Origin of the sequence: Micromonospora sp. CPCC 205554, assembly GCF_036902745.1 — a bacterium.
GTDB lineage: Bacteria > Actinomycetota > Actinomycetes > Mycobacteriales > Micromonosporaceae > Micromonospora > Micromonospora tulbaghiae.
The window spans coordinates 254,835-280,105 of record NZ_JBAKHP010000006.1; the positions used below are offsets into that span (position 1 = coordinate 254,835).

The following is a 25,271-nucleotide window of genomic DNA, read 5'->3' on the forward strand; positions in this document are numbered from 1 at the left end:
TGGGCGGGGCCGCCGAACGGCCCCGGGAGGGATCGAGGCGATGACGCGGCGCGGCGCACGACGACGGATCGGGTTGCTGACCTGCGGCACGCTGCTGGTGGCCGGCTGCGGTTCGGCCGAGCCGGACCCGGGTCCGTCGTCACCGGCCGGCCCGGCGCCGGCGACCTCGCGCAGCTTCGCGCCGGGAGCGGCCGGCGCGGGCGATCCGTACTTCCCGCGCTACGGCAACGGCGGGTACGACGTCGCGCACTACACCGTCAAGGTGCGCTACGACCCGGAGACCGACAAGCTCAGCGGCACCACCACGCTACGGGCCACCGCGACCGCCGACCTGTCCGCGTTCAACCTGGACCTGGCCGGGCTGACCGTCCGGTCGGTGACGGTGGACGGCACCGCCGCCCGGCACAGCCGCACCGACGACGAGCTGGTGATCACCCCGGCGATCGGGCTGACCTCCGGCAACGGGTTCACCGCCGAGGTCCGGTACGACGGCCGGCCGGAGCCGCTGCGGAACGAGGCGCTGGGCGAGGGCGGCTGGCTGCACACGACCGACGGGGCGATCGCGCTCGGCCAGCCGGAGTCGGCGAGCACCTGGTTCCCGGTCAACGACCACCCGTCGGACAAGGCCACATACGACATGGAGATCACCGTCCCGAAGGGACTGACGGCGGTCTCCAACGGCGTGCCGAAGGGCAGGTCGACGAGCGGCGCCTGGACCACCTGGAAGTGGTCGGAGACCGCGCCGACGGCCAGTTACCTGACCACAGTGGCGATCGGGAAGTTCCGGGTCACCACCGGGGAGCACAAGGGACGGCCGGTCTACAACGCGGTCACCACGCAGGTGGCGCAGGGCGCGCCGGACCGGTCCATCGCGCGCACGCTCGAGGTCGCCGACTACCTGGAGAGCGTCTTCGGGCCGTACCCGTTCGACGCGTACGGCGGCGTGGTGATCGCCGACGAGCGGATCCGGTACGCGCTGGAGACGCAGAGCCGCCCGGTCTACTCGGCGAGCTTCTTCCGGCAGGGCGACAACACGGGTGTGGTCGCGCACGAGCTGGCCCACCAGTGGTACGGCAACAGCGTGTCGATCCAGCGCTGGCAGGACATCTGGCTCAACGAGGGGCTGGCCACGTACGCCGAGTGGCTGTGGGCCGAGCACGACGGCTCGACCACGGTGCAGCGCACGTTCGAGCAGAAGTACGCGAACGCCGGCGGGCAGGTGTGGCGTACGCCGCCGGGCAAGCCGGGCGTGGCGAACCTGTTCAGCCGCTCGGTCTACGACCGGGGCGGGATGACAGTGCACGCGCTGCGGGTGGCGGTGGGCGACACCGCGTTCTTCACCATCCTGCGCACCTGGGCGGCGGAGCGGAAGAACGGCAACGCCACCACCGCCGACTTCGTGGCGCTGGCCGAGCGGATCGCCGGCAAGAAGCTGGCGAAGGTCTTCGACCCGTGGCTGTACGGCACCGAGCGCCCGCCCGCCCCGAAGCCGCTGTAGCGCGTCAGTTCTTGACCCGCAGCGACGGGTGGGCGGCCAGGAACGCGTCGGCCCGCCCGCCGCGCAGCGCGGTGAGGAAGTCGCGGCCGAGCGGCTTGAGCTGCTCACCCCGGTAGGCGCCGCCGCTGCTCACCCCCGCGCCGGGCAGCACGACGAGCGTGAGCCGGTCGGCCGGCAGGCCACCCAGGGCGTACGCGAAGTCGATCAGCTTCCGGCCGCCACCGGCGTACACCAGGGTCTTGCCGAGTGCGGCCACCACCTGCTCGACCCGCTGCGGGTCGCGGGCGGTGCCCTGGTCGAGGATCTTGCGGGCCAGCGCCCGCAGCAGTTGCTGCTGGTGCCGCTGCCGGGTGTAGTCGCCGCCCGCGGTGTAGCGCTGCCGCGCGTAGTCGAGCGCCTGCCAGCCGGTCAGGTGCCGGGTGCCCTTCTCGTAGACCATCTGCGGCCCGACGTACCCGCCGCCGGTCAGGGTCCGCATGGTGCCGTCCGGGCGGCGGTGCCGGGAGGCGACCCGCTGGTCGACGTAGAGGTCCACCCCGCCGAGCGTGTCGACCAGCTTGTCGAAGCCGCCGAACGTGATCACCGCCCCGGCGTCGATGCGCAGCCCGGTGTAGCGGGAGACGGTGGTGCGCAGCAGTTCGTACCCCTGGGCGGTGCTGGGGTGGGCCTTGTCGCCCGGCACCCGGCTGCCGTAGCTCATCGCGTGGGTGAGCTTGGTCCGCCCGCCCGGGTAGCGGGCCTTCGGGTAGGCGGGGATGTCCACCACCAGGTCGCGGGGGAGCGAGAAGAGGTACGCCCGGTCCAGCCCGGCCGGTACGTGCAGCAGCAGCACGGCGTCGGCGTGCGGCTCCCAGCCGGGGATGCTGACCCGGGTGTCGACGCCGACGAGCAGCAGGTTGAGCGGGCCCTTCAGGTCGGCGCCGGGCGGCGGCGCCGGGCTGGCGGTGGTCGGGACGGGTGTGGGCGAGGCCGGGGGCGCTGTGGTCGGGCCGGCGACCGGGGCGGCCGGGCGGTTCGCCACCAGCCGGGTGGTCACCACCGCTCCGGTGGCCACCAGCAGCGCAGCCACCAGTGCGGCCAGGCCCAGCAGGCGTCGTCTCGTCACGTTCGTTCCTCCCCGTGGATTCGACGCGCCAGGGCGGCCCACGGGTTGCAGCGGCGGGAATCCCGGCGATCGAGCGCTCTGCATGATGTGCGAAAAAGTCTCGTTGGCGCTATAGCTACTCGTCGGTAATGATGCGTCCATGCGCTACGACGTGGTCGTCATCGGGTCCGGGTTCGGCGGCAGCGTCACCGCGCTGCGGCTGGCCGAGAAGGGTTACTCGGTCGGCGTGCTGGAGGCCGGCCGGCGCTTCGCCGACGACGAGTTCCCGCGTACGTCCTGGCGGGCGCGGCGGTTCCTCTGGGCGCCCCGGCTCGGCTGCTTCGGGCTCCAGCGGATCACGCTGCTGCGCTCGGCCGACCGCAAGGCCGGCGGCGGCGTGCTGGTGCTCTCCGGCGCCGGGGTCGGCGGCGGGTCGCTGGTCTACGCGAACACGCTCTACGAGCCGCTCGACGCGTTCTACGCCGACCCGCAGTGGCGGGACATCACCGACTGGCGTGACGAGCTGGCCCGCCACTACGACCAGGCGAAGCGGATGCTCGGCGTCACCACGTACCCGATCGACACCCGCGCGGACCAGGCCGTGCGCGCGGTCGCCGAGCGGATGGGGGTGGCGCACACCTACCACCCGACGCCGGTCGGGGTGCACATCGGGCGCCCCGGCGAGCGGGTGGCCGACCCGTACTTCGGCGGGGCCGGGCCGGACCGCACCGGGTGCAGCCACTGCGGGTCGTGCATGACCGGCTGCCGGCACGGCGCCAAGAACACGCTCGTGAAGAACTACCTCTGGCTGGCCGAGCGCCTCGGCGTGCAGGTGCACCCGCTGACCACAGTCACCGCCGTGCGCCCCGACCCGAACGGCGGCTACGCGGTGCACACCGAGCGCACCGGCGCCTGGCTGCGCAAGCGGCGCGAGGTGATCCACGCCGACCAGGTGGTCTTCGCAGCCGGTGCGCTCGGCACCCAGCGGCTGCTGCACGAGATGAAGGCGACCGGCGCGCTGCCGGCGCTCTCGCCCCGGCTGGGCGAGCTGACCCGCACCAACTCCGAGGCCATCCTCGGCGCCTCGGTGGCGCCCGGTGCGGCCCGCCGGCGCGGCCTCGACTTCACCGAGGGGGTGGCGATCACCAGCTCGTTCCACCCCGACCCGCAGACCCACATCGAGCCGGTCCGCTACGGCAAGGGCTCCAACGCGATGGGCCTGCTCCAGTCGCTGCTCGTCGACGGCGGTCCCCGCCGAGCCCGGCGCTGGCTGGGAAGCATCGTCCGGCAGCCCGCGCTGGCGGCGCGGATGCTGTCGGTACGCCGCTGGTCCGAGCGCACCGTGATCGCGCTCGTCATGCAGTCGGTCGACAACTCGCTGACCACCCGCTACCGCAAGGGCCGGCTGGTCTCCGGCCCCGGCCACGGCGCGCCCAACCCGACCTGGATCCCGGCCGGCAACACGGCGGCCCGCCTGCTCGCCGAGGAGATCGGCGGCACGCCCGGCGGGGCGGTCACCGAACCGTTCAACATCCCGGTGACCGCGCACATCCTCGGTGGCGCGGTCATCGGCGCCACCCCGGACGAGGGCGTCATCGACCCCTGGCACCGGGTGTACGGCCACCCGGGGCTGCACGTGGTGGACGGCGCGGCGGTCTCGGCGAACCTGGGCGTCAACCCGTCGCTGACCATCACCGCCCAGGCCGAGCGGGCCATGTCGTACTGGCCGAACAAGGGCGAGGCGGACCCACGTCCGGCGCTCGGGTCGGCGTACACCCGGGTCGAGCCGGTCCCGCCGCGGCGGCCGGCCGTCCCCGCGCACGCCCCCGCCGCCCTGCGCTGACCACGCCGCCGCAAGGTTCGTCCCGCCACACCGCCGGGGCGCGTCCGACCGGCCGGTGACTGTCGGTAGGCTTTGCGCACATGAGCACGCCTCGCCCCGTCCTCGTGGTGGACTTCGGAGCCCAGTACGCCCAGCTCATCGCGCGCCGTGTCCGCGAGGCGAAGGTCTACTCGGAGATCGTCCCGCATTCCATGCCGGTGTCCGAGATGCTGGCCAGGAACCCGGCCGCGATCATCCTGTCCGGTGGACCGTCCAGCGTCTACGCGCCCGGCGCGCCGCAGATCGACGCCGGGATGTTCGACGCCGGGGTGCCGGTCTTCGGCATCTGCTACGGCTTCCAGGCCATGGCCCAGGCGCTCGGCGGCACCGTCGCGCGCACCGGCAACCGCGAGTACGGCGGCACCCCGCTGCGCCCGCGCCTGACCGAGCCCGGCGTCCTGCTGCGCGACCTGCCGGCCGACCTGCCGGTCTGGATGAGCCATGGCGACTGCGTCACCGAGGCCCCGGAGGGCTTCACCGTCACCGCCGAGTCGGCGGGCGCTCCGGTCGCCGCGTTCGAGGACGTGGCCGGTCGGCGGGCCGGCGTGCAGTTCCACCCCGAGGTGGGGCACACCGCGCACGGCCAGGAGATGCTCACCCGCTTCCTGTACGACATCGCCGGCATCGAACCGACCTGGACGCCCTCGAACATCATCGACGAGCAGGTCGCCCGGATCCGCGAGCAGGTGGGCGACAAGGAGGTCATCTGCGGCCTCTCCGGCGGCGTCGACTCGGCGGTCGCCGCGGCGCTCGTGCACCGCGCCGTGGGCGACCAGCTCACCTGCGTGTTCGTGGATCACGGCCTGCTGCGGGCCGGTGAGGCCGAGCAGGTCGAGAAGGACTACGTGGCGGCGACCGGCATCAAGCTCAAGGTGGTCGACGCCCGGGAGCGGTTCCTCGGCGCGCTCGCCGGGGTGACCGACCCGGAGCAGAAGCGCAAGATCATCGGCCGGGAGTTCATCCGCGTCTTCGAGGCCGCCGCCCGGGAGATCGCCGCGCACGGCGACGTGGAATACCTGGTGCAGGGCACGCTCTATCCGGACGTGGTGGAGTCCGGCGGCGGCACCGGCACCGCCAACATCAAGAGCCACCACAACGTCGGCGGCCTGCCCGAGGACCTGAAGTTCTCCCTGGTCGAGCCGCTGCGCACGCTGTTCAAGGACGAGGTCCGCACGATCGGCCTGGAGCTGGGACTGCCCGAGGCGATGGTGTGGCGGCACCCGTTCCCCGGCCCGGGCCTGGCCATCCGGATCATCGGCGCGGTCGACGAGGAGCGCCTCGCCGTGCTCCGCAAGGCCGACCTGATCGCCCGGCAGGAGCTGACCGCGGCCGGCCTGGACCGGGGTGTCTGGCAGTTCCCGGTGGTGCTGCTGGCCGACGTGCGCAGCGTCGGGGTGCAGGGCGACGGGCGCACCTACGGTCACCCGGTGGTGCTGCGCCCGGTCTCCAGCGAGGACGCGATGACCGCCGACTGGTCCCGGCTGCCCTACGACGTGGTGGCCCGGATCTCCACCCGGATCACCAACGAGGTCGCCGAGGTCAACCGCGTGGTCCTGGACGTGACGAGCAAGCCGCCGGGCACCATCGAGTGGGAGTGACGCGGCTCAGGCCGCGGGCGGCGCTCCGGCGTCCGGCCGGGTCGCCTGTGCTCCGGCGTCCGGCCCGGCCGGCGTCTGCGTCGTAGCCGGCGGGACCGGTGCGGCCGGCGGGACCGGCGGCCACCCCGGCGCGGTGCCCGGCGGGTGCGGCCAGGCGGGCGCGCCGGCCGGCTCCTCGGGCATCAGGAACCACATGATCGGGTACGCGAGCGCGGCGAGCCCGCCGGTGAGCACCGTGGCGGTCGCGAAGACCACCCGGATCAGCGTGGGGTCGGCGGCGAAGTAGCGGCCGAGGCCGCTCGCCACACCGGCGATCATGCGGTCGCTGACCGGTCGGCGGAGCTGCTTGTACGGGGCCTGGGAGGGGTTCGGGAAGGTCATGGGTCAACGGTCCCGCGGGCTGCGGCGGCCGACCTCGGTGACCGCCCGGACACTTACCCTGACCCATCCCTGAGGCGCCAGCAAAGAGTCAGGAATCTGACTCTTTTCGATCTCGGTAACCCGGTCCGGGGAGAATTTGCTCCCGTGACCACCTCGCTGGAGCCGCTCCGCAGGATCGCGGCATACGCAGTTTGTGCTGATTCAAACGGCCGAGTGTTGCTGGTCCGCGCATCGGAGCGCTCCGGCACCCCCGGCACCTGGTCGCTCCCCGGAGGGGCGGTCGACCACGGTGAGGACCCCAAACACACGGTCGTACGGGAGACCGCGGCCGAGACCGGGCTCTCGGTGGCGGTCGCCGGCCTCCAGGACGTGCTCGCCGACATGCGGGCGCTGCCCGAGCGGCGCATCACGATCCACACCGACCGGCTGCTCTACACCGTGTCGGTCCGCGGCGGGACGCTCACCGAGCGGGTCGACCGCCCGACCGACCTGGCCCGCTGGTTCACCCTCGACGAGGCCCGGGAACTGCCGCTGCGGTCGTTCACCGCGCGTGCCCTGGGCCTGCCCACCTCCACCGACGACATCGTGCCGGAGGAGGTGCCCGAGTTCCCCTCGTTCTACGCCGTCCCCGGCCCGGACGGCCTGCACCGGGCGCAGCGCTTCGCCGCGTACGCGGTGGTGACCGACCCGGAGGAGCGCGTGCTGCTGACCCGGGTCTCCGACGGCTACCCGGGCGCCGGCTGCTGGCACCTGCCCGGCGGCGGCACCGACTACGGCGAGCAGCCGGGCGCGGCGCTGATCCGGGAGCTGGTCGAGGAGACCGGGCAGACCGGCCGCCTCGTCGAGCTGCTCGGGGTGGCCAGCCACCGGGACGCCGCCTCGCTCGGCCCGGAGGGCTACCCGATCGACTGGCACGGCGTACGCGCCTTCTACCGGGTGGTGGTCGACCAGCCGGCGCCGCCCACCGTGGCCGACGTCGGCGGCTCCACCTGCGAGGCCCGCTGGTTCCGCCGCGAGGAACTCGGCGCCCTCCCCACCGACCGCCTCACCGAGGTGACAGCCGAAGCAGTCCAGGCCGCCCACCTCCTCTGACCCACCCCACCCCGGTTCGCCCACCCCGGCACCCCACCCCGGCGATCATGAAGTCGACGGCGCGAAATGTCCGCCTCGGTACCGCTAACCTCATGATCGACGGAGTGGGGCTCGGGGAGTGCGCGGGGGCGCGGGCGGGGGAGGGTGCTGTGGAGCAGCTGCGGCGGGTCGGGGCCTACGGGGTGCTGCGGGACTCCGAGGGGCGGGTGTTGCTGGCGCGTGGCTCGGCGAAGTGCCCGTACCCGGGGGTGTGGCAGTTGCCGGGCGGCGGCGTCGAGCACGCGGAGCACCCGGCCGACACCGTGGTGCGCGAGTTCGCCGAGGAAACCGGCCTGACCGTCGCGCCCGGCGCGATCCGGGCCGCGGTGGCCGACGTGGCCCCGTACGCCGACCTGGGGATCGCGCTGCACACCGACCGGCTGATCTTCGACATGGAGGCGCGCGGCGGGCGGCTGCGGCCCGAACCGGCCGGTGGCACCGACGAGGTGGGCTGGTTCACCCCGGAGGAGACCGCCGCCCTCCCGCTGATGCCCTTCACCGCCGAGCTGCTCGGCCTGCCGGTGACCCCGCTGCCGGCCGATCTGCCCCGGGCGCTGCCCGCCGAGCCGGCCGGACCGGCCGTCGACCGCCGGCAGCGCTTCGCCGCGTACGGGCTGGTCACCGATCCCGCCGGCCGGGTGCTGCTCACGATGATCGCCGACGGTTATCCGGGTGCGGGCCGGTGGCACCTGCCCGGGGGCGGCACCGACCACGGCGAGCAGCCCGCCGCCGGGCTGCTGCGTGAGCTGGTCGAGGAGGCCGGGCAGCTGGGCCGGGTGGTCGACCTGATCGCCGTGGACAACCTGCACAACCCGGCCGCGCTCGGCCCGGAGGGCCGCCCGCTGGACTGGCACGGCGTCCGGGTGGTCTACCGGGTACGCGTGGACGCGCCGACCGACGCGGTGGTGACCGAGCTGGCCGGCGGCTCGACCGCGCGGGCCGCCTGGTTCGCCCCGGACCAGGTCACCGGTCTGTCGATGACCGACGTGGCGGCCCGGGCCACCGGGCAGCGGGTGACCTGAATCGCTCGCCGAGCCGCCCTGGGTGGCCTCCGGTACAGTCGGAAGTACGGCTGACCGACAAAAACGGGCGTTGAGGCCCGAGATGGGAATGAGTGGGCGGTTCGCGCGGTTAAGGGAGATATAAGTACCGCCGGTAGCTATCGCCAAGCCCCTGTCCCCTGTGCAATGGTGTACTCCGCAAAAGGGCTGCCGGACCCGAAAGGTCCGGCACGAGACAGCCGGACACCCGCCCCGCAGTGGGCGGCCAGCCGATCCGGTGATGGAGGAAACGTGCCGAGAGCCCCATGGCGCCGGCGTCGTACGACTGACAGTCCGCGCCCCGCAGGGCGTCGCTGGGCGGGCAGGTTGCGCCGCAGCAGTACGTTCGCCCGCCAGGTGCTGCTGGTCCGGGTGGGCCGCCGCGACGGCGCAGCCGTCTCGGGGACCGACCTGGTCACCCCCGACCACCGTTACGCCGACCGCCAGCGCCTCCGCTACGGCCGGCTCGACACCGACATCGAGGTGGTACGCCCGATCAGCCCGGCGCTCGCGCCGGCCGCCCCGGTCGACGACGAGTCGCCGGCGATGTCGATCCCGCTCCTGCCGGGTGAGCGCACCACCGCCCGCCGGGCCAAGTTCGCGCTCGTCAACGCGTGCACGCTGAGCAGCCTCATGCTCGGCATGCTGGCCATCTTCCTGGCCATGCGCGGCGACGTGCAGATCGCCGCGATCTGCCTGATCGCGTGCGTCGCGTTCGACGGCCTCGACGGCGCGCTGGCCCGCAAGCTCGGTGTGGCCAGCCCGTTCGGCGCGCAGATGGACTCGCTCGCCGACATGTGCTCCTTCGGCCTCGCCGCGCCGGTCGTGGTCTACGCCTCGCTGGCCGGTTCGGCGCCCCCGGCGGCCGCCGCGGTCTCCTGCGCGCTCGTCGCCGCCTGCGCCGCGATCCGGCTCGCCCGGTTCAACGTCTCGCCGAAGGACGGCCGCTTCTTCTGCGGCGTGCCGACCACCATGGCGGCGGCCGTGCTGGCCCTGACCGTGGCCATCGGCGTGCCGGTCCCGGGCCTGGTCATGGTGGCCGGCGTGGCGCTGCTCGCCTTCGCCATGGTGTCCAGCTTCCCGTACGCCAAGCTCGCCCGGCTGCTGAAGCTGCCGCCGTGGCTCTGGCTGGCTCCGGTGGTGGGCGCGCTCGTCGACATCCGGCTCACCTTCGCCCTCGTGGTGGTGGGTTACCTGGTCAGCGGGCCGCTGCTCTGGCTGCACCAGCGCCGTACCGCCTGACCCGAGAACGACGGAAGGGGCGCCGCGAGAGCGGCGCCCCTTCTTCGTGTCCGGCGCTCAGCGCCAGCGGGCGATCACCGTCGCGCCGCCGACCACCTTGTCGCCCGGACCGACGAGCGGGTCCGCGGCGTCGGCCGGCAGGTAGACGTCGGTACGCGAGCCGAACCGGATCAGGCCGAAGCGCTCGCCCCGGGCCAGCAGCGAACCGACGGGCGCCCGCTGCACGATCCGGCGGGCGATCAGCCCGGTGCGCTGCGCCACCACCACGGTGCCGTGGTCGGTGTCCAGCACCGTGTACGCCGCCACGTTGTGCTCGGCGTCCGGCTTCATGGCGTTGACGAACCCGCCGTCGGCGACGAAGTAGTCGACCACCTTGCCGGCCACCGGGGCGCGGTTGACGTGCACGTCCAGCACCGACAGGAAGACCGCGATCCGCAGCCACTCGCCGTCACCGAAGCGCTCGTCCTGAAGGCGCTGTACGGACAGCACCTGACCGTCCGCCGAGGCGACCACAGCCGACGGGTCCTCCGGCACGTCCCGCTCCGGGTCGCGGAAGAACGCGGCCACCGGCGCGGCGGCCAGCGCCGGCAGCAGCCAGAGCTTCGACTTCGGCCGCGCGGCCCGGGCCAGCGCGGCCAGGCCGAGCGTGATGCCCGCCGCGGCCACCCCGTTCGAGTCGATGTGCATGCCCCGGGTCAGCGGCACGCTCGACGGCCGGTACGCCGGGGACAGCGAGGCCGCGAGCGCGACCGGCGCCGGGGTGAACCGCAGGTGGTGCACGCGTACCGGCGGGGTGTTGCGCAGCACCAGGTCGGTACGCACGCCGTGCAGCACGCCCTGCCGGTCCAGCTCGCCGTCGGCGCCCTCGGTGCGGAACAGCGGCGCGGCGACGCTCAGCACCGCGCCCTCGGCGAGGTACTTCGCCAGCCCGTCGACTGCGGCGCGGGCCTCGTCCGCGGTGCCGGTGAACGGCTCGGCGACGACCACCACCGCGGCGGCGTCCGCCTCGGCGAGGGTGTCGACCACGCGTACCCGGTCGGCGACCCAGCGGCCCTGCGCGGTGACGTGTTCGCGCAGCGCGGCCGCCGCGGCGCCCTCCGCCGGCACCACGGTGAGCCGGTCGCCGGGGAGCAGCGCCTCGATCGCGGCGGCCAGCACCGCGGACTCCGGGGTCGCGCCGACCAGCAGGCCGGCCTTCGGGTCGTTGCGCCGGGCGAACTCGCTGACGAGCGTGCGGGCGGCGCGCTCGCCGATGCGGACCGCACCGGAGGGACCGGTGACGCGCACGGCGGGGGACTGGGTCATGTCGGACGGGCTCCTGACGAGATAGCGAACGGACGCCGGCGGCTCCGGCGACCCGACCGGCGGCTCCGGCGTGTCGGGGGCGTGGGCCGGCCGGCGGAGGCGAGATCTCCGCCGACCAGCATAGGCCGCGTCCGAAGGGCGCCGCAGTGGCGCGGTCAGGCCGGATCCCCCGGTGTACGGCGGTGCGGAGCCGCCTCGCCGGACGGTGGATCGAGCGGCGGCAGTTCCCGGGTGGCCGGTTCCGAGGAGTCGGTGGTGGCCTCGGTGGCCCGCTCGTCGGCGCTGTCGGACCTCTCCGCGCCACCGGCCGTCTCCGCGCCACCGGGCGTCTCCGGGCCGGTGGCGGGGGAGCCGTACGGTGCCGAGACCGTGACCTCCGGCTGGGACTGCGGCGCGGGCTGCTCCGGTGCGCGGCCCGAGCGCAGCGCGCCGATCAGTCCGAGAAGTCCGATCAGCACCAGCCCGCCGGCCAGGAACCAGCCGACCGGGGGTACGGAGAGGCCGAGGATCCGGGCCAGCAGCCACCAGACGGACAGGCCAAGGAAGACGAGTCCGAAAGCGAACGACACGATGTCGGTACGGTGTGCCTTCACCGGGTCACCTCCAGCTTGCCGGCGTTCACGTGGACGTAGAGACGTAGCTTGCCGCCACCGGGACCGTCGGCGCCCGCGTCGGTGGTCTCCCACTGACGACCGCCGAGCCCGCCGCTGCGCCGGCCGAAGACGGTGGCGTCGCCGGCGTTCACGTCGGCCACCGTGGTCACGTCGACGTTCGGCGGTACGACCACAGTCGCGTTGCCGAGGTTCACGTCGACAGTCACCTGGACGTCCTGCTTGTCGAAGTCGATCCCGCGCAGGTCGAGCGTCGCGTCACCGAGGTTGTTCTCGTACCGGGCAGCCAGGTCGCGCAAGTCGGTCGGTGCCCAGGTGACGTTGCCGTCGATGCCGCGTACCCGGTCGTAGGACTCGGCGACCGTGGCGATGCCGAGCGCCGCTGCTGTCACCAGGCCCAGGGCGATCAGCCAGCGCGCCCGGCCGAACCAGGTGCCGACGAGCAGACCGAGGCCGATGGTCGCGAGCACCGCGGCGAAGTAGCCGGCGGCGCCGACCGGGAAGACGTCGAGCAGGTCGAGCATGGCCACCACGCCGAGCGCCAGGAAGATCAGCGAGAACGTGATCGCGCCGAGCGGCGAGCGCTCCTTGGGCCGCTTCGGCGGTCGCGGCGGCCGGACCGGTGGCGGGACGGGCGGCGATCCGGCGTAGGGCCCGTGCGGGGCGAACGGCGGCCGGTAACCGCCGGGCGGCAGCGGTGCGCCCACCGGCGCGGGCGGCGGCACGGCGGCCGGCTCGTCCAGCCGGGTACCCGTGTCCCGGGCGCCCGGCCAGGCCGGGTTCGCGCCGTAGGCCGGCCAGGTGGTGGTGTCGGCGACGGGGCCGGTCACCTGCTGCATCGCGACCGTCGTCGGCTCGGACGGGCCCGGCCGGGTGCCGGCCGCGGCGGGCCAGCCCGGCGCGGGCAGCGTCGGGTAGCCGGTGGCGGTCCCGGGGTGGCCCGGCTCGCGCTCCGCGTCGGACGTCGCCGGTCGCCCCGGCTCGGACGGCGGCGCCGGCGGGTAGCCCGGCTCCGACGCGGAGGCCGGCGGGTAGCCGGGCTCGGCGGGCAGGCCGCCGGACGGCGCCGCCCCGGGGTGTACCGGTCCGGCGGGAGCGCCGGTCCACTGTGCCGCGGGGGGAGCCGCGGTCCACGTACCCGGCGCCGGGGCCGGCGGCGCGGGCCAGGCCACCGGTGGCACCGGACCCGGCGGTGAACCGTGCGGCGGCGCCGGCTGAGCCGGCCGCTGCGCCGGGCCGCGCTGCTCGCGGTTGAGCAGGAGCGCGCCGCCGATCAGGATCACCGCGCCGAGCAGGATCGCCCGGAACCCGTCGGTGACGACGTAGGCGAAGCCGAGCGCCACCACGATGCCGAGCACGATCACCGTGATCGGGGACATGCTGGACCGGCCCCGGCCGAGCATGGCCTCCACCGGCGAGGCGGTGTCGCCCTCACCCGGGATGATCAGCCAGCCGGCGACGTACACGATGATCCCGATGCCGCCGAAGAAGCCGAGCACGGCCAGCAGCACGCGCCACAGCACCGGGTCGGTGTTCGTGGCCCGGCCGATGGCGGCGCACACCCCGGCCAGGTAGCGGCCCTCGCGGGGGCGCACCAGGCCGTACCGGGTGGTGAAGCCGGCGGCGCCGGGCGGCGGGGCGTACCCACCGGGTGGCGGACCGCCGAACGGCGTGCCGCCGCCGGGCGGCGGGGTCGCCTGGTCGGTGGTGGGCGCCGTTCCCGGCGGGGGCGGCGGCGGGGCGTCCTGTGCTGCCGCCCAGGGGCGGGGCGGACCGGCAGCGTCCTCGTTCATGCCTTCGATACTGCTGCCCCGGCCGCCCGAGCAGCCTCCGGACCCGACCCTGACCCCACCCTGAGATCCGCCGCCGGTGAAACTCCGGGGCGTCCCCGTGGTCCCGGGCGTCGTGGCCGTGTGACGATCTGAGCGTCGGCGCCGCCGGCGCGTCCGCCTCGACCTGGGAGCCTCCGATCAGCAGCACCCCCGCCCCGCACGCCCCGCGCCTCTACCGGGCCACCGACCACCGGCTGGCCGCCGGGGTGGCCGCGGGCATCGCCGAGCACCTGGGCATCCCGGTGCTGCGGGTACGCGTGGCGTTCATGGTGCTGCTCGGGCTGAGCGGGCTCGGGCTGCTGCTCTACGCCGCCTTCTGGGCGGTGGTCCCGCCCCGGCCCGGCGACACCGCCGTCCCGCCCCGCCGCGACCTCGCCCAGCTGCTGCCGTTCGTGGTGATCGGGCTCGGCGTGCTGCTGCTCCAGGTGGTCGCGTTCAACTCGGTGGGCGCGGCCGGCACGGCCGGCTGGCTGGTGGCGATCATCGCGGTCGGCGCGGGCGTCATCTGGCACCAGTCCGCCCCGGAGCGCCGCCGGCAGTGGGGCGACTCGGCGGTGCCCTGGCTCGGCGCGGTGGTGGAGGAGAGCGACAGGCGCGCGTTCGTGCTGCGCTTCATCGGCGGCGGCGTGCTCGTCGCGGTCGGCATCATCGGCGTGGCGGCCGTCTACTCGCCGGCGCAGAACTTCGACGCGGTGCTCAACGGCGTGATCTTCGCGCTGGTCGGGCTGGCCGGCGTGGGTGTGGTCACCGGCCCGGTGCTCTGGCGCACCTGGAACCAGCTCCGCTCCGAACGGGAGGGCCGCATCCGGGAGCAGGAGCGCGCCGAACTGGCCGCGATGGTGCACGACCAGGTGCTGCACACGCTGGCCCTGATCCAGCGCAACGCCACCGACGTCAAGACGGTGCAGCGGCTGGCCCGCGGCCAGGAGCGCTCGCTGCGCAACTGGCTCTACAAGCCGGCCGCCTCGCCCACCGAGCGCTTCGCGGCCGCCCTGGAGCAGGCCGCCGCCGAGGTGGAGGACACGTTCGCCATCACTGTCGAGGTGGTGGTGGTCGGCGACCGGGAGACCGACGAGCGGGTGGGCGCCATCGTGGCCGCCGCCCGGGAGGCCCTGGTCAACGCGGCCCGGCACGCCGGTGTGCAGACCGTGTCGCTGTACGCCGAGGTGGAGCCGGAGCAGGTGAGCGTGTTCGTCCGGGACCGGGGCAAGGGCTTCGACCCGGATACGGTGGAGAATCACCGGCACGGCGTCCGGGGCTCGATCATCGGACGGATGAAGCGGCACGGCGGCCGGGCGGAGATCCGGTCCGAGCCGGGGGAAGGGACCGAGGTCCGGCTGATCCTGCCGATCAGCGGCTCCGGCTCCACGGCGGAAAGGGACAAGTGACATGTCCGAGCAGGAACCGGTCGAGGGTACGGCGCCGCGCGGGCCGCTGCGGGTGTTCCTCGTCGACGACCACGCGATGTTCCGGGCCGGCGTCCGCGCCGAGCTGGGGGCGCGGGTGGAGGTGGTCGGCGAGGCCAGCTCGGTGGCCGAGGCGGTGACCCGGATCGCGGCCACCGCGCCGGACGTGGTGCTGCTCGACGTGCACATGCCCGACGGCGGCGGCCGCGCGGTGCTGGAGGCGATGCGGCGTACCCACCCGCAGGTGCGGTTCCTGGCGCTGAGCGTGTCCGACGCGGCCGAGGACGTGATCGGCCTGATCCGCGCCGGTGCGCGGGGGTACGTCACGAAGACGATCTCGCCGGAGGAGCTGACCGACGCGATCCGGCGGGTGGCCGACGGCGACGCCGTGTTCAGCCCGCGGCTGGCCGGGTTCGTGCTCGACGCGTTCGCGTCCCGGCCGGACGCGCCGGTGGCCGATCCCGAGCTGGACCAGCTCACCAACCGCGAGCGCGAGGTGCTGCGGCTGCTCGCCCGGGGGTACGCGTACAAGGAGATCGCCAAGGAGCTGTACATCTCGATCAAGACGGTCGAGACGCACGTCTCCAACGTGTTGCGCAAGCTCCAGATGTCGAACCGGTACGAGCTGTCCCGCTGGGCCGCCGACCGCCGGCTGGTCTGAGGAATCCCACGTCCGCCGGGGGCGGGGCCTCGGCGGCCTCGTACCCCCGGGTGCCGCTGTCGCCCGCTCAGTCGGCATGGCATCATCCGGACGGACAGAAAACGCGACAGTCGCCTGCCCATGGGAGGCGCGGAGGCCGGCGCGGTGAACGTCACAACCTCCCCGGCGCAGGGATGCTTGTCGACCCTTCTATGCCCGTCTTGCCTGTTCAGGGCCCTATCGTCCGTACGCTTTGTGATCTTTTCTCAAGTATCGGCAACGTGGCGACCAACTAACGGCTTGATAACGGCACCTTCACGGAAAGGGCCGGTTGGTGTCACAGTGGCAGCACCTCACCCCCCGGTGTGAGGCATCTCGACGGGCCTGCCGACCACGTGACGCCGCCATCAGCGCCGCTACGTGGCCGACGGCCCTGCGCGATGTCTCGTCCAGGGTGTGGCGCCCGGCGGATCGGTACCCCTGGGGTGTCCCGAATTCCTCTGCGGTAAACCGGCGTCCTGCGGTTCGGGTCGCCGGTGGTGTCACCCCCAAAGACGTGCGTGAAACTCACGACGGAACCAGGTTAGAAAGAGGAGGCCCCTCGGAATGAGAGTCTCGAAGCGGGCGAGCGGCGCGCTCGCGGTGGGCGCGGCATTCGCGCTCGTCGCGTCCGGCTGCTCCAGCGGGAACAACGACGGTGGCGACGCCGGCGCCAGCAAGGACGGCGCCATCGTCATCGACGGCACCCAGCCGGAGAACCCCCTGGTTCCGGCGAACACCACCGAGACCGGTGGCGGCAAGATCATCGACTGGGTGTGGAGCGGCCTGGTCGAGTACCCCAACAACGGTGGGGCGCCGCAGAACCTGCTCGCCGAGTCGATCGACACGAGCGACTCGAAGGTCTTCAAGATCAAGATCAAGCAGAACACCAAGTTCCACGACGGCACCACCGTCAAGGCCGAGAGCTTCGTCAAGGCCTGGAACTGGGCTGCCTACGGCCCGAACGGCGCGCAGAACGCCTCCTTCTTCTCCGACATCCAGGGCTTCGACGAGGTCTACACCGAGGACCCGGACGGCCCGGACGGCCCGAAGAAGGCCCCGGAGCCGAAGGCCAAGGAGATGTCCGGCCTGAAGGTCGTCGACGAATGGAACTTCGAGGTCACGCTCTCCGCGCCGACCGCCGTGTTCCCGACCAAGCTGGGCTACAGCGCCTTCATGCCGCTGCCGGACGCGTTCTTCTCGTCCGACCCGGCGACGTTCGGCAAGAAGCCGATCGGTAACGGCCCGGTGAGCCTGGTCTCCTGGCAGGACGACGTCGAGATCAAGCTGACCCGCTTCGACGACTACAGCCTGCGCGACAAGATGAAGATCAAGGACGTCACCGTCAAGATCTACCAGGACGACACGGCGGCGTACAACGACCTGCTCGCCGGCAACCTGGACTTCCAGCAGCAGGTTCCGGTCTCCGCGCTGGCCGGCGAGAAGTGGAAGACCGACCTGGCCGACCGGGCCATGGCCTCGACCACCCCGTCGACCGGCATCATCGCCTTCCCGATCTACGACAAGCGCTTCCAGAACCCGAAGCTGCGCAAGGCGATCTCGCTGTCCATCGACCGGCAGTCGATCACCGACAAGATCTTCTTCGGTAACCGCAAGCCGGCCGACAGCTGGGCCAACCCGCTGACCCCGGGCGCCGAGCCGGGCAACTGCACCGCCTGCAAGTTCGACGTGGCCCAGGCCAAGGCGCTGCTCGCCGAGGCCGGTGGCTTCCAGGGCAAGCTGACCCTGTCGTACAACGCGGACGCCAGCCACAAGGAGTGGATGGAGGCCGTCGCCCAGCAGATCAAGACCAACCTGGGCATCGACGCGGTTGCCGTCGGCGTGCCGACCTTCGCGGTCTTCCGCGCCAACATCAACGCCTACAAGATGACCGGCGCGTACCGGGCCGGCTGGCAGCAGGACTACCCGGACGTGGAGAACTGGATCAACCCGCTCTACGTCACCGGCGGTTCCTCGAACGACGGCAAGTACAGCAACCCACAGGTGGACGCCCTCGCCAAGGAGGCCACCGCGGCCCCCAGCATCGAGGAGGCCCACAAGAAGTTCGCTGAGGCCGTCAAGCTCATCGACCAGGACGTCCCGTCGATGCCGATCTACTTCGGTGGCCAGCAGTCCGGCCACTCGGAGAAGATCAAGAAGCTGGAGCTGACCAACGTCGGCGAGCTCGACATCACCTCGGTCGAGCTCTGATCCGAACGGTCTGACCCCGGGTCGGGCTCGCCTACCGGTGAGCCCGACCCGGGGCCGTTCCGCGAGGGGGTGTACAACGAACCCCTCGCACGTTGTCGCCGCCGCGCCGGCTCACCCGGCGCTCCCTGTCTGGAGGACCACCCCATGGGCCGTTATCTCTTGAGACGGCTGCTGCAACTCGTGCCGGTGTTCATCGGCACGACGTTCCTGATCTACTGGCTCGTCTGGTCCGTGCCCGGTGACCCCTTCGCCGGCAAGTGCGGCGACCGCGGTTGCCCCCCGAACTACCGGGCCATGATGACCGAGAAGTACAACCTCGACGAGTCGATCTGGGTGCAGTACGCCAGCTACATGAAGAACCTTCTGCAGGGTGACTTCGGTATCACGTTCGGCGGTCGCGAGATCAGCGACATCATCGCCACGTCGTACCCGAACACCCTGAAGCTGGCGGTGGTCGCCCTCGCCATCGAGGCCGTGATCGGTCTCGGCGCGGGCATCCTGACCGGTCTGCGGCGCAACGGCTTCCTGGACAACCTGGTCCTGGTCTCCACCCTCTTCCTGATCGCCCTGCCGGTCTTCGTCATCGGCTTCGTGCTGCAGTGGCTGCTCGGCGTGAAGTGGGGCATCATCAACCCGACCGTGTCCAACGAGATGCGGTTCAGTGAACTGATCGTGCCGGGCTTCGTGCTCGGCAGCGCGTCGATGGCATACGTGGCCCGGGTGGCGCGGACGAGCATCGCCGAGAACCGGCGTGCCGACTACGTCCGTACCGCCATCGCCAAGGGCCTGCCCATGCGCCGCGTGGTCGGCGTGCACCTGCTGCGCAACTCGCTCATTCCGGTGGTCACGCTGCTCGGCACCGACCTCGGTGCCCTGATGGGTGGCGCGATCGTGACCGAGGGCATCTTCGGCATCAACGGCATCGGCCGCCAGGTGCTCCGCTCGATCGTCACGAAGGAGAGCGCTACCGTTGTGGGCATCGTGGTGGTGCTGGTGCTCGTCTATCTCATCATGAACCTGGTGGTCGACCTGCTCTACGCCGCCCTCGACCCGAGGATCCGCTATGAGTGACCGCCGCAGCGAACGAATCGTCCCAGCAGTCTGCGCGGGTAACCACGCCCGCGCCGAGCGCAACGAGGTGCGGGCATGAGTGACCCGAGTACCGCGTCGATCGTGACGACGCCGCCCGCGACCATGCCCACCGAGGCCGGTTCGGGCGCGCCCACCAACGCCGGCCTGCCGGAGAGCGCGAAGCAGCAGAAGCCCCGTGGCCTGCTCGGCGACGCCTGGATCGACCTGCGCCGCAAGCCGCTGTTCTGGATCTCGGCGACGTTCATCCTGCTGTTCATCCTGATGGCCGCCTTCCCGTCGCTGTTCACCTCCGGCGACGCCGTGAACGGCACGCTGGAGCGCAGCCGGGTCGAGCCGTCGTCGGCCGCCTGGTTCGGCTACGACGTGCAGGGCCGCGACGTCTACGCCCGGGTCATCTACGGCGCCCGCGCCTCGATCGTGGTCGCTGTGGTCTCCACCCTCCTGACGCTGTTCGTCGGTGGCGCGATGGGCATCATCGCCGGCTACCGCGGCGGCTGGGTGGACGCACTGCTCTCCCGCATCGCGGACATCTTCTTCGGCCTGCCGTTCGTGCTCGGCTCGATCGTCATCCTGACCACGTTCAACGGGTCCGGCACCGACAACGGCGAGTGGACGATCATGGGCCTGGTGATCATGTCCCTGAGCGTGCTGAGCTGGCCGGTCGTGATGCGGCTGATGCGCTCCTCGGTGCTCGCCACCAAGGAGGCCGACTACATCGTCGCGGCCCGCGCCCTGGGCGCGAGCACCGGCCGGATCATCCTCAAGCACCTGCTGCCGAACTGCCTGGCGCCGCTGCTGGTCTACGGCACGATCCTGGTGGGCTCGTTCATCGGCGCGGAGGCCACGCTCTCGTTCCTGGGCATCGGCCTGAAGAACCCGGTGGTCTCCTGGGGCATCATGATCAGCGAGGCGCAGAACTACATCCGGGTCTCGCCGTTCCTGCTGTTCTTCCCCGCCGCGTTCCTCGTCACCGCAGTGCTGAGCTTCGTGATGCTCGGCGAGGCGGTCCGCGAGGCCCTCGACCCGAAGCTCCGTTAGGGGAACTGAGTTGTCCGACATTCTCGTGTCCGAGCAGTCCGCGCCGGGCGCCGACGGATCCGGCCGCCCCTCGGGCCGCCTGCTCGAGGTCGACGACCTTCGGGTGGAGTTCCGCACCCGGGACGGCGTCGCCAAGGTCATCAACGGAGTCACGTACCACGTCGACGCGGGGGAGACCCTCGCCGTGCTCGGCGAGTCCGGCTCCGGCAAGAGCGTCACCGCGCAGACCATCATGGGCATCCTGGACACTCCGCCCGGCTTCGTCACCGGCGGCAAGGTCCGCTTCCACGGCAAGGACATGCTCACCATGTCCCCCGAGCAGCGGCGGCGGATCCGGGGCGAGGGCATCGCCATGATCTTCCAGGACTCGCTCTCGGCCCTCAACCCGGTTTTCACAGTCGGCTTCCAGATCGCCGAGCAGTTCCGCGTCCGGCGCGGCATGAGCCGCTCGGACGCCAAGAAGCGCGCGATCGAGATGCTCGACCAGGTGAAGATTCCCAACGCCAAGGGCCGGTTCAGCAACTACCCGCACCAGTTCTCCGGCGGTATGCGGCAGCGCGCCATGATCGCCATGTCGCTGGCGCTGGACCCCGAGGTGCTGATCGCCGACGAGCCGACCACCGCGCTGGACGTGACCGTGCAGGCCCAGATCATGGACCTGCTCGGCGAGCTGCAGCGGGAACGGCAGATGGGCATGATCCTGATCACCCACGACCTCGGCGTGGTCGCCGACGTCGCGGACCGGATCGCGGTCATGTACGCGGGCCGGATCGTCGAGGAAGCCGACGTCTACGACCTGTACCGCAAGCCGGCACACCCGTACACGCTCGGCCTGCTCAACTCGATCCCGCGGATGGACGAGAAGGGCCAGGAGCTCCGTACCATCAAGGGCCTCCCGCCGAACCTGATGAACATCCCGACGGGCTGCGCGTTCAACCCGCGCTGCCCGATGGCGCAGCCGGTGTGCCGGGAGAAGGTCCCGCCGCTGCTGCAACTGGGCAACGGCCGGGCCAGCGCCTGCCACTTCGCCGAGGAGCTGGTGAACCGTGACTGAGAACATCCTCGAGGTCCGTGACCTGGTCAAGCACTACCCCGTGACCCGGGGTGTGGTGTTCAAGAAGACCATCGGCCAGGTCAAGGCGGTCGACGGCGTCTCCTTCGAACTCAAGGCCGGCGAGACGCTCGGCGTGGTCGGCGAGTCCGGCTGCGGCAAGTCGACGCTCGCCCGGGTGCTGATGAACCTGGAGAAGCCGACCGGCGGTCAGGTGCTCTACAAGGGCCAGGACATCTCCAAGCTCTCCGGTGGCGCGCTGCGGCGGCTGCGCCGGCAGATCCAGCTGGTGATGCAGGACCCGTACACCTCGCTGAACCCCCGGATGACGGTGGGTGACCTGATCGGCGAGCCGTTCGAGATCCACCCCGAGGTGGCTCCGCGCGGCAGCCGGCGCGGCAAGGTCAAGGAGCTGCTCGACCTGGTCGGCCTCAACCCGGAGCACATCAACCGGTACCCGCACCAGTTCTCCGGCGGCCAGCGGCAGCGCATCGGCATCGCCCGGGCGCTGGCGCTGCGGCCCGAGGTGATCGTCTGCGACGAGCCGGTGTCGGCCCTGGACGTCTCGATCCAGGCTCAGGTGATGAACCTGCTGGAGAAGCTCCAGGCCGAGTTCGGGCTGTCGTACGTCTTCATCGCGCACGACCTGTCCGTGGTGCGGCACCTCTCCGACCGGGTCGCGGTGATGTACCTGGGCAAGATGGTGGAGATCGGCACCGAGGACGAGATCTACGAGCGGCCGACCCACCCGTACACCCAGGCGCTGCTGTCGGCGGTGCCGGTGCCGGACCCGACCGTGCGCGAGAGCAAGGCGATCATCCGGCTCCAGGGCGACGTGCCGTCGCCGGTCAGCCCGCCCTCGGGCTGCCGGTTCCGCACCCGGTGCTGGAAGGCGCAGGACGTCTGCGCCCAGGAGGTGCCGCTGCTCCAGATCCGGCCGGGCTCGGACCACCCGAGCGCCTGCCACTTCGCGGAGAAGCGGGAGATCGTCGTCACCCACGAGGTGGCCTGATCCGTTCCGGACCGCCTGCCGGCGTCAGCTCGACGCCGGCAGGCGGTTCGTCGTCTCCGGGGGCGTCACCGCGTCTGCGCGGGCGTCACAGCGGGCCGCGGCCGGCGCGCAGCAGCAGGAGCGCGAGCTGGGTGCCGTCGGCACCGAGTTCGGACCGGAACCGCTCCAGGATCTCCCGCTCGCGGGAGAGCACCAGCCGGGTGCCGCCGGAGGCCATCCGGGTCGCGCCGACCTCCTGGGACAGCGCGGCCCGCTCCTGCCAGAGCGCGATGAGGGTGCGGTCGATCTCGTCGATCCGCCGCCGGATCTCGCCGATCCGCTCCGCCGCCGCCGCGTCGTCGGTGCCGGTGCGGGCCGCCGCGGCCCCGGTCGGGTCGCCGCCGGCCGGCCGGTCGTGCCGCGCCAGGCTGCCGCTGGACTCCACCACGTCAGTCATCATCGTCGTCCCTCTCGGGGCTCGGGCCCGGTACCCGGATCCCGGAACGAAAACGCCCCGGGCTCTGGGGAGCCCGGGGCGTTTCGTAGGTCTGTGATCAGGCGCGACCCACGGCTGCCGGACTCCCGGTGCCGTAGTAAAAGTAGAAGCGCTGATCGAACACGTCGTCGAGTATGCCGACCACCTGGGCGGGCGCGCAAGAAGACGCCCCAACAGGTGAGACGTGACGGCGTGCGCGCAGCGGCGGCGCGGGCGGGGAAGTGTCCGCCCGGCGGCATAGACTCGGGCTGCGATGCATCCTCTCTTCGACATTCCCGCGTCCCCGCCCGCGCCGGAGTCCCGGCCCACCCCGGCCCGCCGCCCTGCGGGCACCGGGTCGGACCCGCAGGCCCTCCTCGACGGTCTGAACGGCCCCCAACGGGACGCGGTGACCCACGCCGGCTCCCCGCTGCTGATCGTGGCCGGCGCCGGGTCCGGCAAGACCCGGGTGCTGACCAACCGGATCGCCTACCTGCTCGCCGCCCGCGACGTGCACCCCGGCGAGATCATCGCGATCACGTTCACCAACAAGGCCGCCGGTGAGATGAAGGAGCGGGTGGCCGCGCTGGTCGGCCCGCGCGCCCGGCTCATGTGGGTCTCGACGTTCCACTCCGCCTGCGTACGCATCCTGCGGGCCGAGCACGAGCACGCCGGCCTGAAGTCGACGTTCTCGATCTACGACGCGGACGACTCGCGCCGGTTGATGCAGATGGTCGCCCGCGAGCTGGACCTGGACCCGAAGCGCTACCCGGCCCGGGGCCTGGCCGCCCAGGTGTCGAACCTGAAGAACGAGCTGGTCGACCCGGAGGAGTTCGCCGGGCGGGCGAAGGGGCCGAACGAGCGGGCGCTGGCCGAGGCGTACACGCTCTATCAGCGGCGGCTGCGCGAGGCGCACGCGCTGGACTTCGACGACCTGATCATGACGACGGTGCACCTGCTCCAGTCGCACCCGCACGTGGCGGAGAGCTATCGGCGCCGGTTCCGGCACGTGCTGGTGGACGAATACCAGGACACCAACCACGCCCAGTACGTGCTGATCAAGGAGCTGGTCTCCGGGACCGAGGGGATCCCGCCGGCCGAGCTGTGCGTGGTCGGTGACGCCGACCAGTCGATCTACGCGTTCCGCGGCGCGACGATCCGCAACATCCTGGAGTTCGAGCGGGACTTCACCGACGCCCGCACGATCCTGCTGGAGCAGAACTACCGCTCGACCCAGACCATCCTCAACGCGGCGAACGCGGTGATCGACCGCAACACCTCCCGCAAACCGAAGCGGCTGTGGAGCGACGCCGGGTCCGGCGAGCAGATCGTCGGGTACGTCGCCGACACCGAGCACGCCGAGGCCGACTGGGTGGCCCGGGAGATCGACCGGCTGGTCGACGACGGCGAGACCCGGCCGGGCGACGTGGCGGTGTTCTACCGCACCAACGCCATGTCCCGGGTGTTCGAGGAGGTGTTCATCCGGGTCGGCCTGCCCTACAAGGTGGTCGGCGGGGTGCGCTTCTACGAGCGCAAGGAGGTCCGCGACGCGCTCGCGTACCTGCGCGCTGTGGTGAACGACGACGACACGGTCAGCCTGCGGCGGATCCTCAACACCCCGCGCCGGGGCATCGGCGAGCGCGCCGAGGCCTGCGTGGAGGCGCTGGCCGCGCGGGACCGCATCTCCTTCGGCGCCGCGCTGCGCCGGGCCAAGGACGCACCGGGCATCTCCACCCGGGCGGCGAACGGCATCGCCGAGTTCGTCGCGCTGCTCGACGCGGCGCGGGAGCTGGCCGACACCGGCACGCCGGAGGAGGTGCTGGAGGCGGTGCTGACCAGCTCGGGCTACCTGGCCGAGCTGGAGGAGAGCCTCGACCCGCAGGACGCCGGCCGCGTGGACAACCTCCAGGAACTGGTGAGCGTCGCCCGGGAGTACACCGAGCGGATCGAGGCGCTCGGCGCCGACGACGAGCGGGCCACCCTCGCCGGTTTCCTGGAGCAGGTGGCGCTCGTCGCCGACGCCGACCAGATTCCCTCCGACGACCCGGAACACCAGGGTGTCGTCACGCTGATGACGCTGCACACCGCCAAGGGCCTGGAGTTCCCGGTGGTCTTCCTGACCGGCCTGGAGGACGGCGTCTTCCCGCACCTGCGCTCGCTCGGCGATACCCGCGAGCTGGAAGAGGAGCGGCGGCTGGCGTACGTGGGCATCACCCGGGCCCGCCAGCGCCTCTACCTGTCCCGCGCGGTGACCCGGTCCGCCTGGGGCGCGCCCGCCTACAACCCGCCGTCGCGGTTCCTTGAGGAGCTGCCGCCGGAGCTGGTCCGCTGGGAGCGCACCGAGGGGTCGTACACCTCGTGGGGTGGCGGGGGCGGCGGCGTCGGCGGCCGGGCGGACCGCGTGGGCCGCGGTGGCTTCGCCGGCGGCACGCCGAAGGCGACCGAGCTGGCGAAGCGGCTGGGCGTGGACGCCAGCCGCCTGGCCACCGCGAGCGAGCTGAAGCAGGCCCCGAAGGTCTCGGTGGGCGACCGGGTCAACCACCAGCGGTACGGCCTGGGCCGGGTGCTGGCGGTGGAGGGTGCCGGGCCGGGTGCCCGGGCGCAGATCGACTTCGGCGACCAGACCATGTGGCTGGTGCTGCGGCACGCCCCGATCGACAAACTCTGAGCGTGGGCGGGCCCGGTCCGGCTCGTGGCCGGGCCGGGCCCGCCTCCTGTCGTGGC

At 72.4% G+C, this 25,271-nt stretch carries 20 protein-coding genes; 14 read left to right on the top strand and 6 right to left on the bottom strand.

Translation table 11 applies throughout. From position 1 onward, the window contains the following. Positions 1-40: 40 nt before the first annotated feature. A complete protein-coding gene (locus V6U82_RS11580) occupies positions 41-1,498 on the top strand; it encodes a M1 family metallopeptidase (protein WP_334460889.1) in 1,458 nt (485 codons plus the stop codon). A gap of 4 nt (positions 1,499-1,502) precedes the next feature. On the opposite strand, the gene V6U82_RS11585 is transcribed toward V6U82_RS11580, so the two are convergent. Then, a complete protein-coding gene (locus V6U82_RS11585) occupies positions 1,503-2,603 on the bottom strand; it encodes an LCP family protein (protein ID WP_334460890.1) in 1,101 nt (366 codons plus the stop codon). Between the two features lie 139 nt (positions 2,604-2,742). Between V6U82_RS11585 and V6U82_RS11590 the strand changes: the two genes are divergently transcribed. Then, entirely contained in the window at positions 2,743-4,425 is a 1,683-nt protein-coding gene (locus V6U82_RS11590; protein WP_334460891.1) for a GMC family oxidoreductase, read from the top strand. Positions 4,426-4,505: 80 nt separating this feature from the next. Then, positions 4,506-6,062: a glutamine-hydrolyzing GMP synthase gene (gene guaA / locus V6U82_RS11595; RefSeq protein WP_334460892.1), complete on the top strand. Its 1,557-nt coding sequence runs from the start codon at positions 4,506-4,508 to the stop codon at positions 6,060-6,062. Positions 6,063-6,068: 6 nt separating this feature from the next. Here the strand turns inward: guaA and V6U82_RS11600 are convergent, their stop codons facing one another. Continuing rightward, positions 6,069-6,443, bottom strand: a complete 375-nt coding sequence (locus tag V6U82_RS11600) for a PspC domain-containing protein (RefSeq protein WP_334460893.1) — start codon at positions 6,441-6,443, stop codon at positions 6,069-6,071. A 144-nt stretch (positions 6,444-6,587) separates the two neighbouring features. Between V6U82_RS11600 and V6U82_RS11605 the strand changes: the two genes are divergently transcribed. The 3 genes from V6U82_RS11605 (at position 6,588) to V6U82_RS11615 (ending at position 9,856) form a co-directional block, all read left to right on the top strand. Then, positions 6,588-7,535, top strand: coding sequence for an NUDIX domain-containing protein (locus V6U82_RS11605; RefSeq protein ID WP_091426217.1), 948 nt, complete (start codon positions 6,588-6,590; stop codon positions 7,533-7,535). 149 nt (positions 7,536-7,684) lie between these two features. Further along, on the top strand, positions 7,685-8,596 hold the full coding sequence (locus V6U82_RS11610; RefSeq protein WP_334460894.1) for an NUDIX hydrolase: 912 nt from the start codon (positions 7,685-7,687) through the stop codon (positions 8,594-8,596). A gap of 345 nt (positions 8,597-8,941) precedes the next feature. Continuing rightward, a complete protein-coding gene (locus V6U82_RS11615; protein WP_128138447.1) occupies positions 8,942-9,856 on the top strand; it encodes a CDP-alcohol phosphatidyltransferase family protein in 915 nt (304 codons plus the stop codon). 57 nt (positions 9,857-9,913) lie between these two features. Here the strand turns inward: V6U82_RS11615 and V6U82_RS11620 are convergent, their stop codons facing one another. The 3 genes from V6U82_RS11620 to V6U82_RS11630 form a co-directional block, all read right to left on the bottom strand. Next, the gene (locus V6U82_RS11620; protein WP_128138448.1) at positions 9,914-11,161 is read right to left on the bottom strand and encodes a phosphatidylserine decarboxylase; all 1,248 of its coding nucleotides are present in this window, start codon (positions 11,159-11,161) and stop codon (positions 9,914-9,916) included. A gap of 155 nt (positions 11,162-11,316) precedes the next feature. After that, positions 11,317-11,754 carry a hypothetical protein gene (locus V6U82_RS11625; protein ID WP_334460921.1) on the bottom strand — a complete coding sequence of 146 codons (438 nt, stop codon included), beginning with the start codon at positions 11,752-11,754 and terminating at the stop codon, positions 11,317-11,319. Further along, the gene (locus tag V6U82_RS11630) at positions 11,751-13,565 is read right to left on the bottom strand and encodes a PspC domain-containing protein (RefSeq protein WP_334460895.1); all 1,815 of its coding nucleotides are present in this window, start codon (positions 13,563-13,565) and stop codon (positions 11,751-11,753) included. The genes V6U82_RS11625 and V6U82_RS11630 overlap by 4 nt, the downstream gene beginning before the upstream one ends. A 176-nt stretch (positions 13,566-13,741) precedes the next feature. Here V6U82_RS11630 and V6U82_RS11635 point away from each other — a divergent pair, with 176 nt between their 5' ends. From V6U82_RS11635 to V6U82_RS11665, 7 genes are all read left to right on the top strand, one after another. Next, positions 13,742-14,992, top strand: coding sequence for an ATP-binding protein (locus V6U82_RS11635; protein WP_252449663.1), 1,251 nt, complete (start codon positions 13,742-13,744; stop codon positions 14,990-14,992). 1 nt (position 14,993) lies between these two features. Then, positions 14,994-15,671, top strand: coding sequence for a response regulator (locus V6U82_RS11640; RefSeq protein WP_030501521.1), 678 nt, complete (start codon positions 14,994-14,996; stop codon positions 15,669-15,671). Positions 15,672-16,256: 585 nt separating this feature from the next. Next, positions 16,257-17,900, top strand: a complete 1,644-nt coding sequence (locus tag V6U82_RS11645) for a peptide ABC transporter substrate-binding protein (RefSeq protein ID WP_334460896.1) — start codon at positions 16,257-16,259, stop codon at positions 17,898-17,900. Positions 17,901-18,044: 144 nt separating this feature from the next. After that, positions 18,045-18,971: an ABC transporter permease gene (locus V6U82_RS11650; protein WP_187691566.1), complete on the top strand. Its 927-nt coding sequence runs from the start codon at positions 18,045-18,047 to the stop codon at positions 18,969-18,971. A gap of 75 nt (positions 18,972-19,046) precedes the next feature. After that, complete coding sequence (locus tag V6U82_RS11655; protein ID WP_187691567.1) at positions 19,047-20,030, top strand: ABC transporter permease; 984 nt, start codon at positions 19,047-19,049, stop codon at positions 20,028-20,030. Positions 20,031-20,055: 25 nt separating this feature from the next. Then, positions 20,056-21,084, top strand: a complete 1,029-nt coding sequence (locus tag V6U82_RS11660; protein ID WP_187691568.1) for an ABC transporter ATP-binding protein — start codon at positions 20,056-20,058, stop codon at positions 21,082-21,084. Further along, complete coding sequence (locus tag V6U82_RS11665) at positions 21,077-22,093, top strand: ABC transporter ATP-binding protein (protein WP_128136738.1); 1,017 nt, start codon at positions 21,077-21,079, stop codon at positions 22,091-22,093. Before V6U82_RS11660 ends, V6U82_RS11665 begins: the two co-directional genes overlap by 8 nt. A gap of 85 nt (positions 22,094-22,178) precedes the next feature. On the opposite strand, the gene V6U82_RS11670 is transcribed toward V6U82_RS11665, so the two are convergent. Further along, positions 22,179-22,532: a chorismate mutase gene (locus tag V6U82_RS11670; RefSeq protein WP_013288519.1), complete on the bottom strand. Its 354-nt coding sequence runs from the start codon at positions 22,530-22,532 to the stop codon at positions 22,179-22,181. Between the two features lie 289 nt (positions 22,533-22,821). On the opposite strand from V6U82_RS11670, the gene pcrA reads away from it, so the two are divergent. Further along, positions 22,822-25,215, top strand: a complete 2,394-nt coding sequence (pcrA, locus tag V6U82_RS11675; RefSeq protein ID WP_334460897.1) for a DNA helicase PcrA — start codon at positions 22,822-22,824, stop codon at positions 25,213-25,215. The last annotated feature ends 56 nt before the right edge of the window (positions 25,216-25,271 follow it).

Excerpts from the sequence above, each read along its gene's own strand:
- V6U82_RS11640 (WP_030501521.1), top strand. The coding sequence starts at position 14,994 with ATGTCCGAGCAGGAACCGGTCGAGGGTACGGCGCCGCGCGGGCCGCTG.
- V6U82_RS11645 (WP_334460896.1), top strand. The coding sequence starts at position 16,257 with ATGAGAGTCTCGAAGCGGGCGAGCGGCGCGCTCGCGGTGGGCGCGGCA.
- V6U82_RS11590 (WP_334460891.1), top strand. The coding sequence starts at position 2,743 with ATGCGCTACGACGTGGTCGTCATCGGGTCCGGGTTCGGCGGCAGCGTC.
- V6U82_RS11630 (WP_334460895.1), bottom strand. The coding sequence starts at position 13,565 with ATGAACGAGGACGCTGCCGGTCCGCCCCGCCCCTGGGCGGCAGCACAG.
- V6U82_RS11670 (WP_013288519.1), bottom strand. The coding sequence starts at position 22,532 with ATGATGACTGACGTGGTGGAGTCCAGCGGCAGCCTGGCGCGGCACGAC.
- guaA (WP_334460892.1), top strand. The coding sequence starts at position 4,506 with ATGAGCACGCCTCGCCCCGTCCTCGTGGTGGACTTCGGAGCCCAGTAC.
- V6U82_RS11650 (WP_187691566.1), top strand. The coding sequence starts at position 18,045 with ATGGGCCGTTATCTCTTGAGACGGCTGCTGCAACTCGTGCCGGTGTTC.
- V6U82_RS11655 (WP_187691567.1), top strand. The coding sequence starts at position 19,047 with ATGAGTGACCCGAGTACCGCGTCGATCGTGACGACGCCGCCCGCGACC.
- V6U82_RS11580 (WP_334460889.1), top strand. The coding sequence starts at position 41 with ATGACGCGGCGCGGCGCACGACGACGGATCGGGTTGCTGACCTGCGGC.
- V6U82_RS11600 (WP_334460893.1), bottom strand. The coding sequence starts at position 6,443 with ATGACCTTCCCGAACCCCTCCCAGGCCCCGTACAAGCAGCTCCGCCGA.
- pcrA (WP_334460897.1), top strand. The coding sequence starts at position 22,822 with ATGCATCCTCTCTTCGACATTCCCGCGTCCCCGCCCGCGCCGGAGTCC.
- V6U82_RS11620 (WP_128138448.1), bottom strand. The coding sequence starts at position 11,161 with ATGACCCAGTCCCCCGCCGTGCGCGTCACCGGTCCCTCCGGTGCGGTC.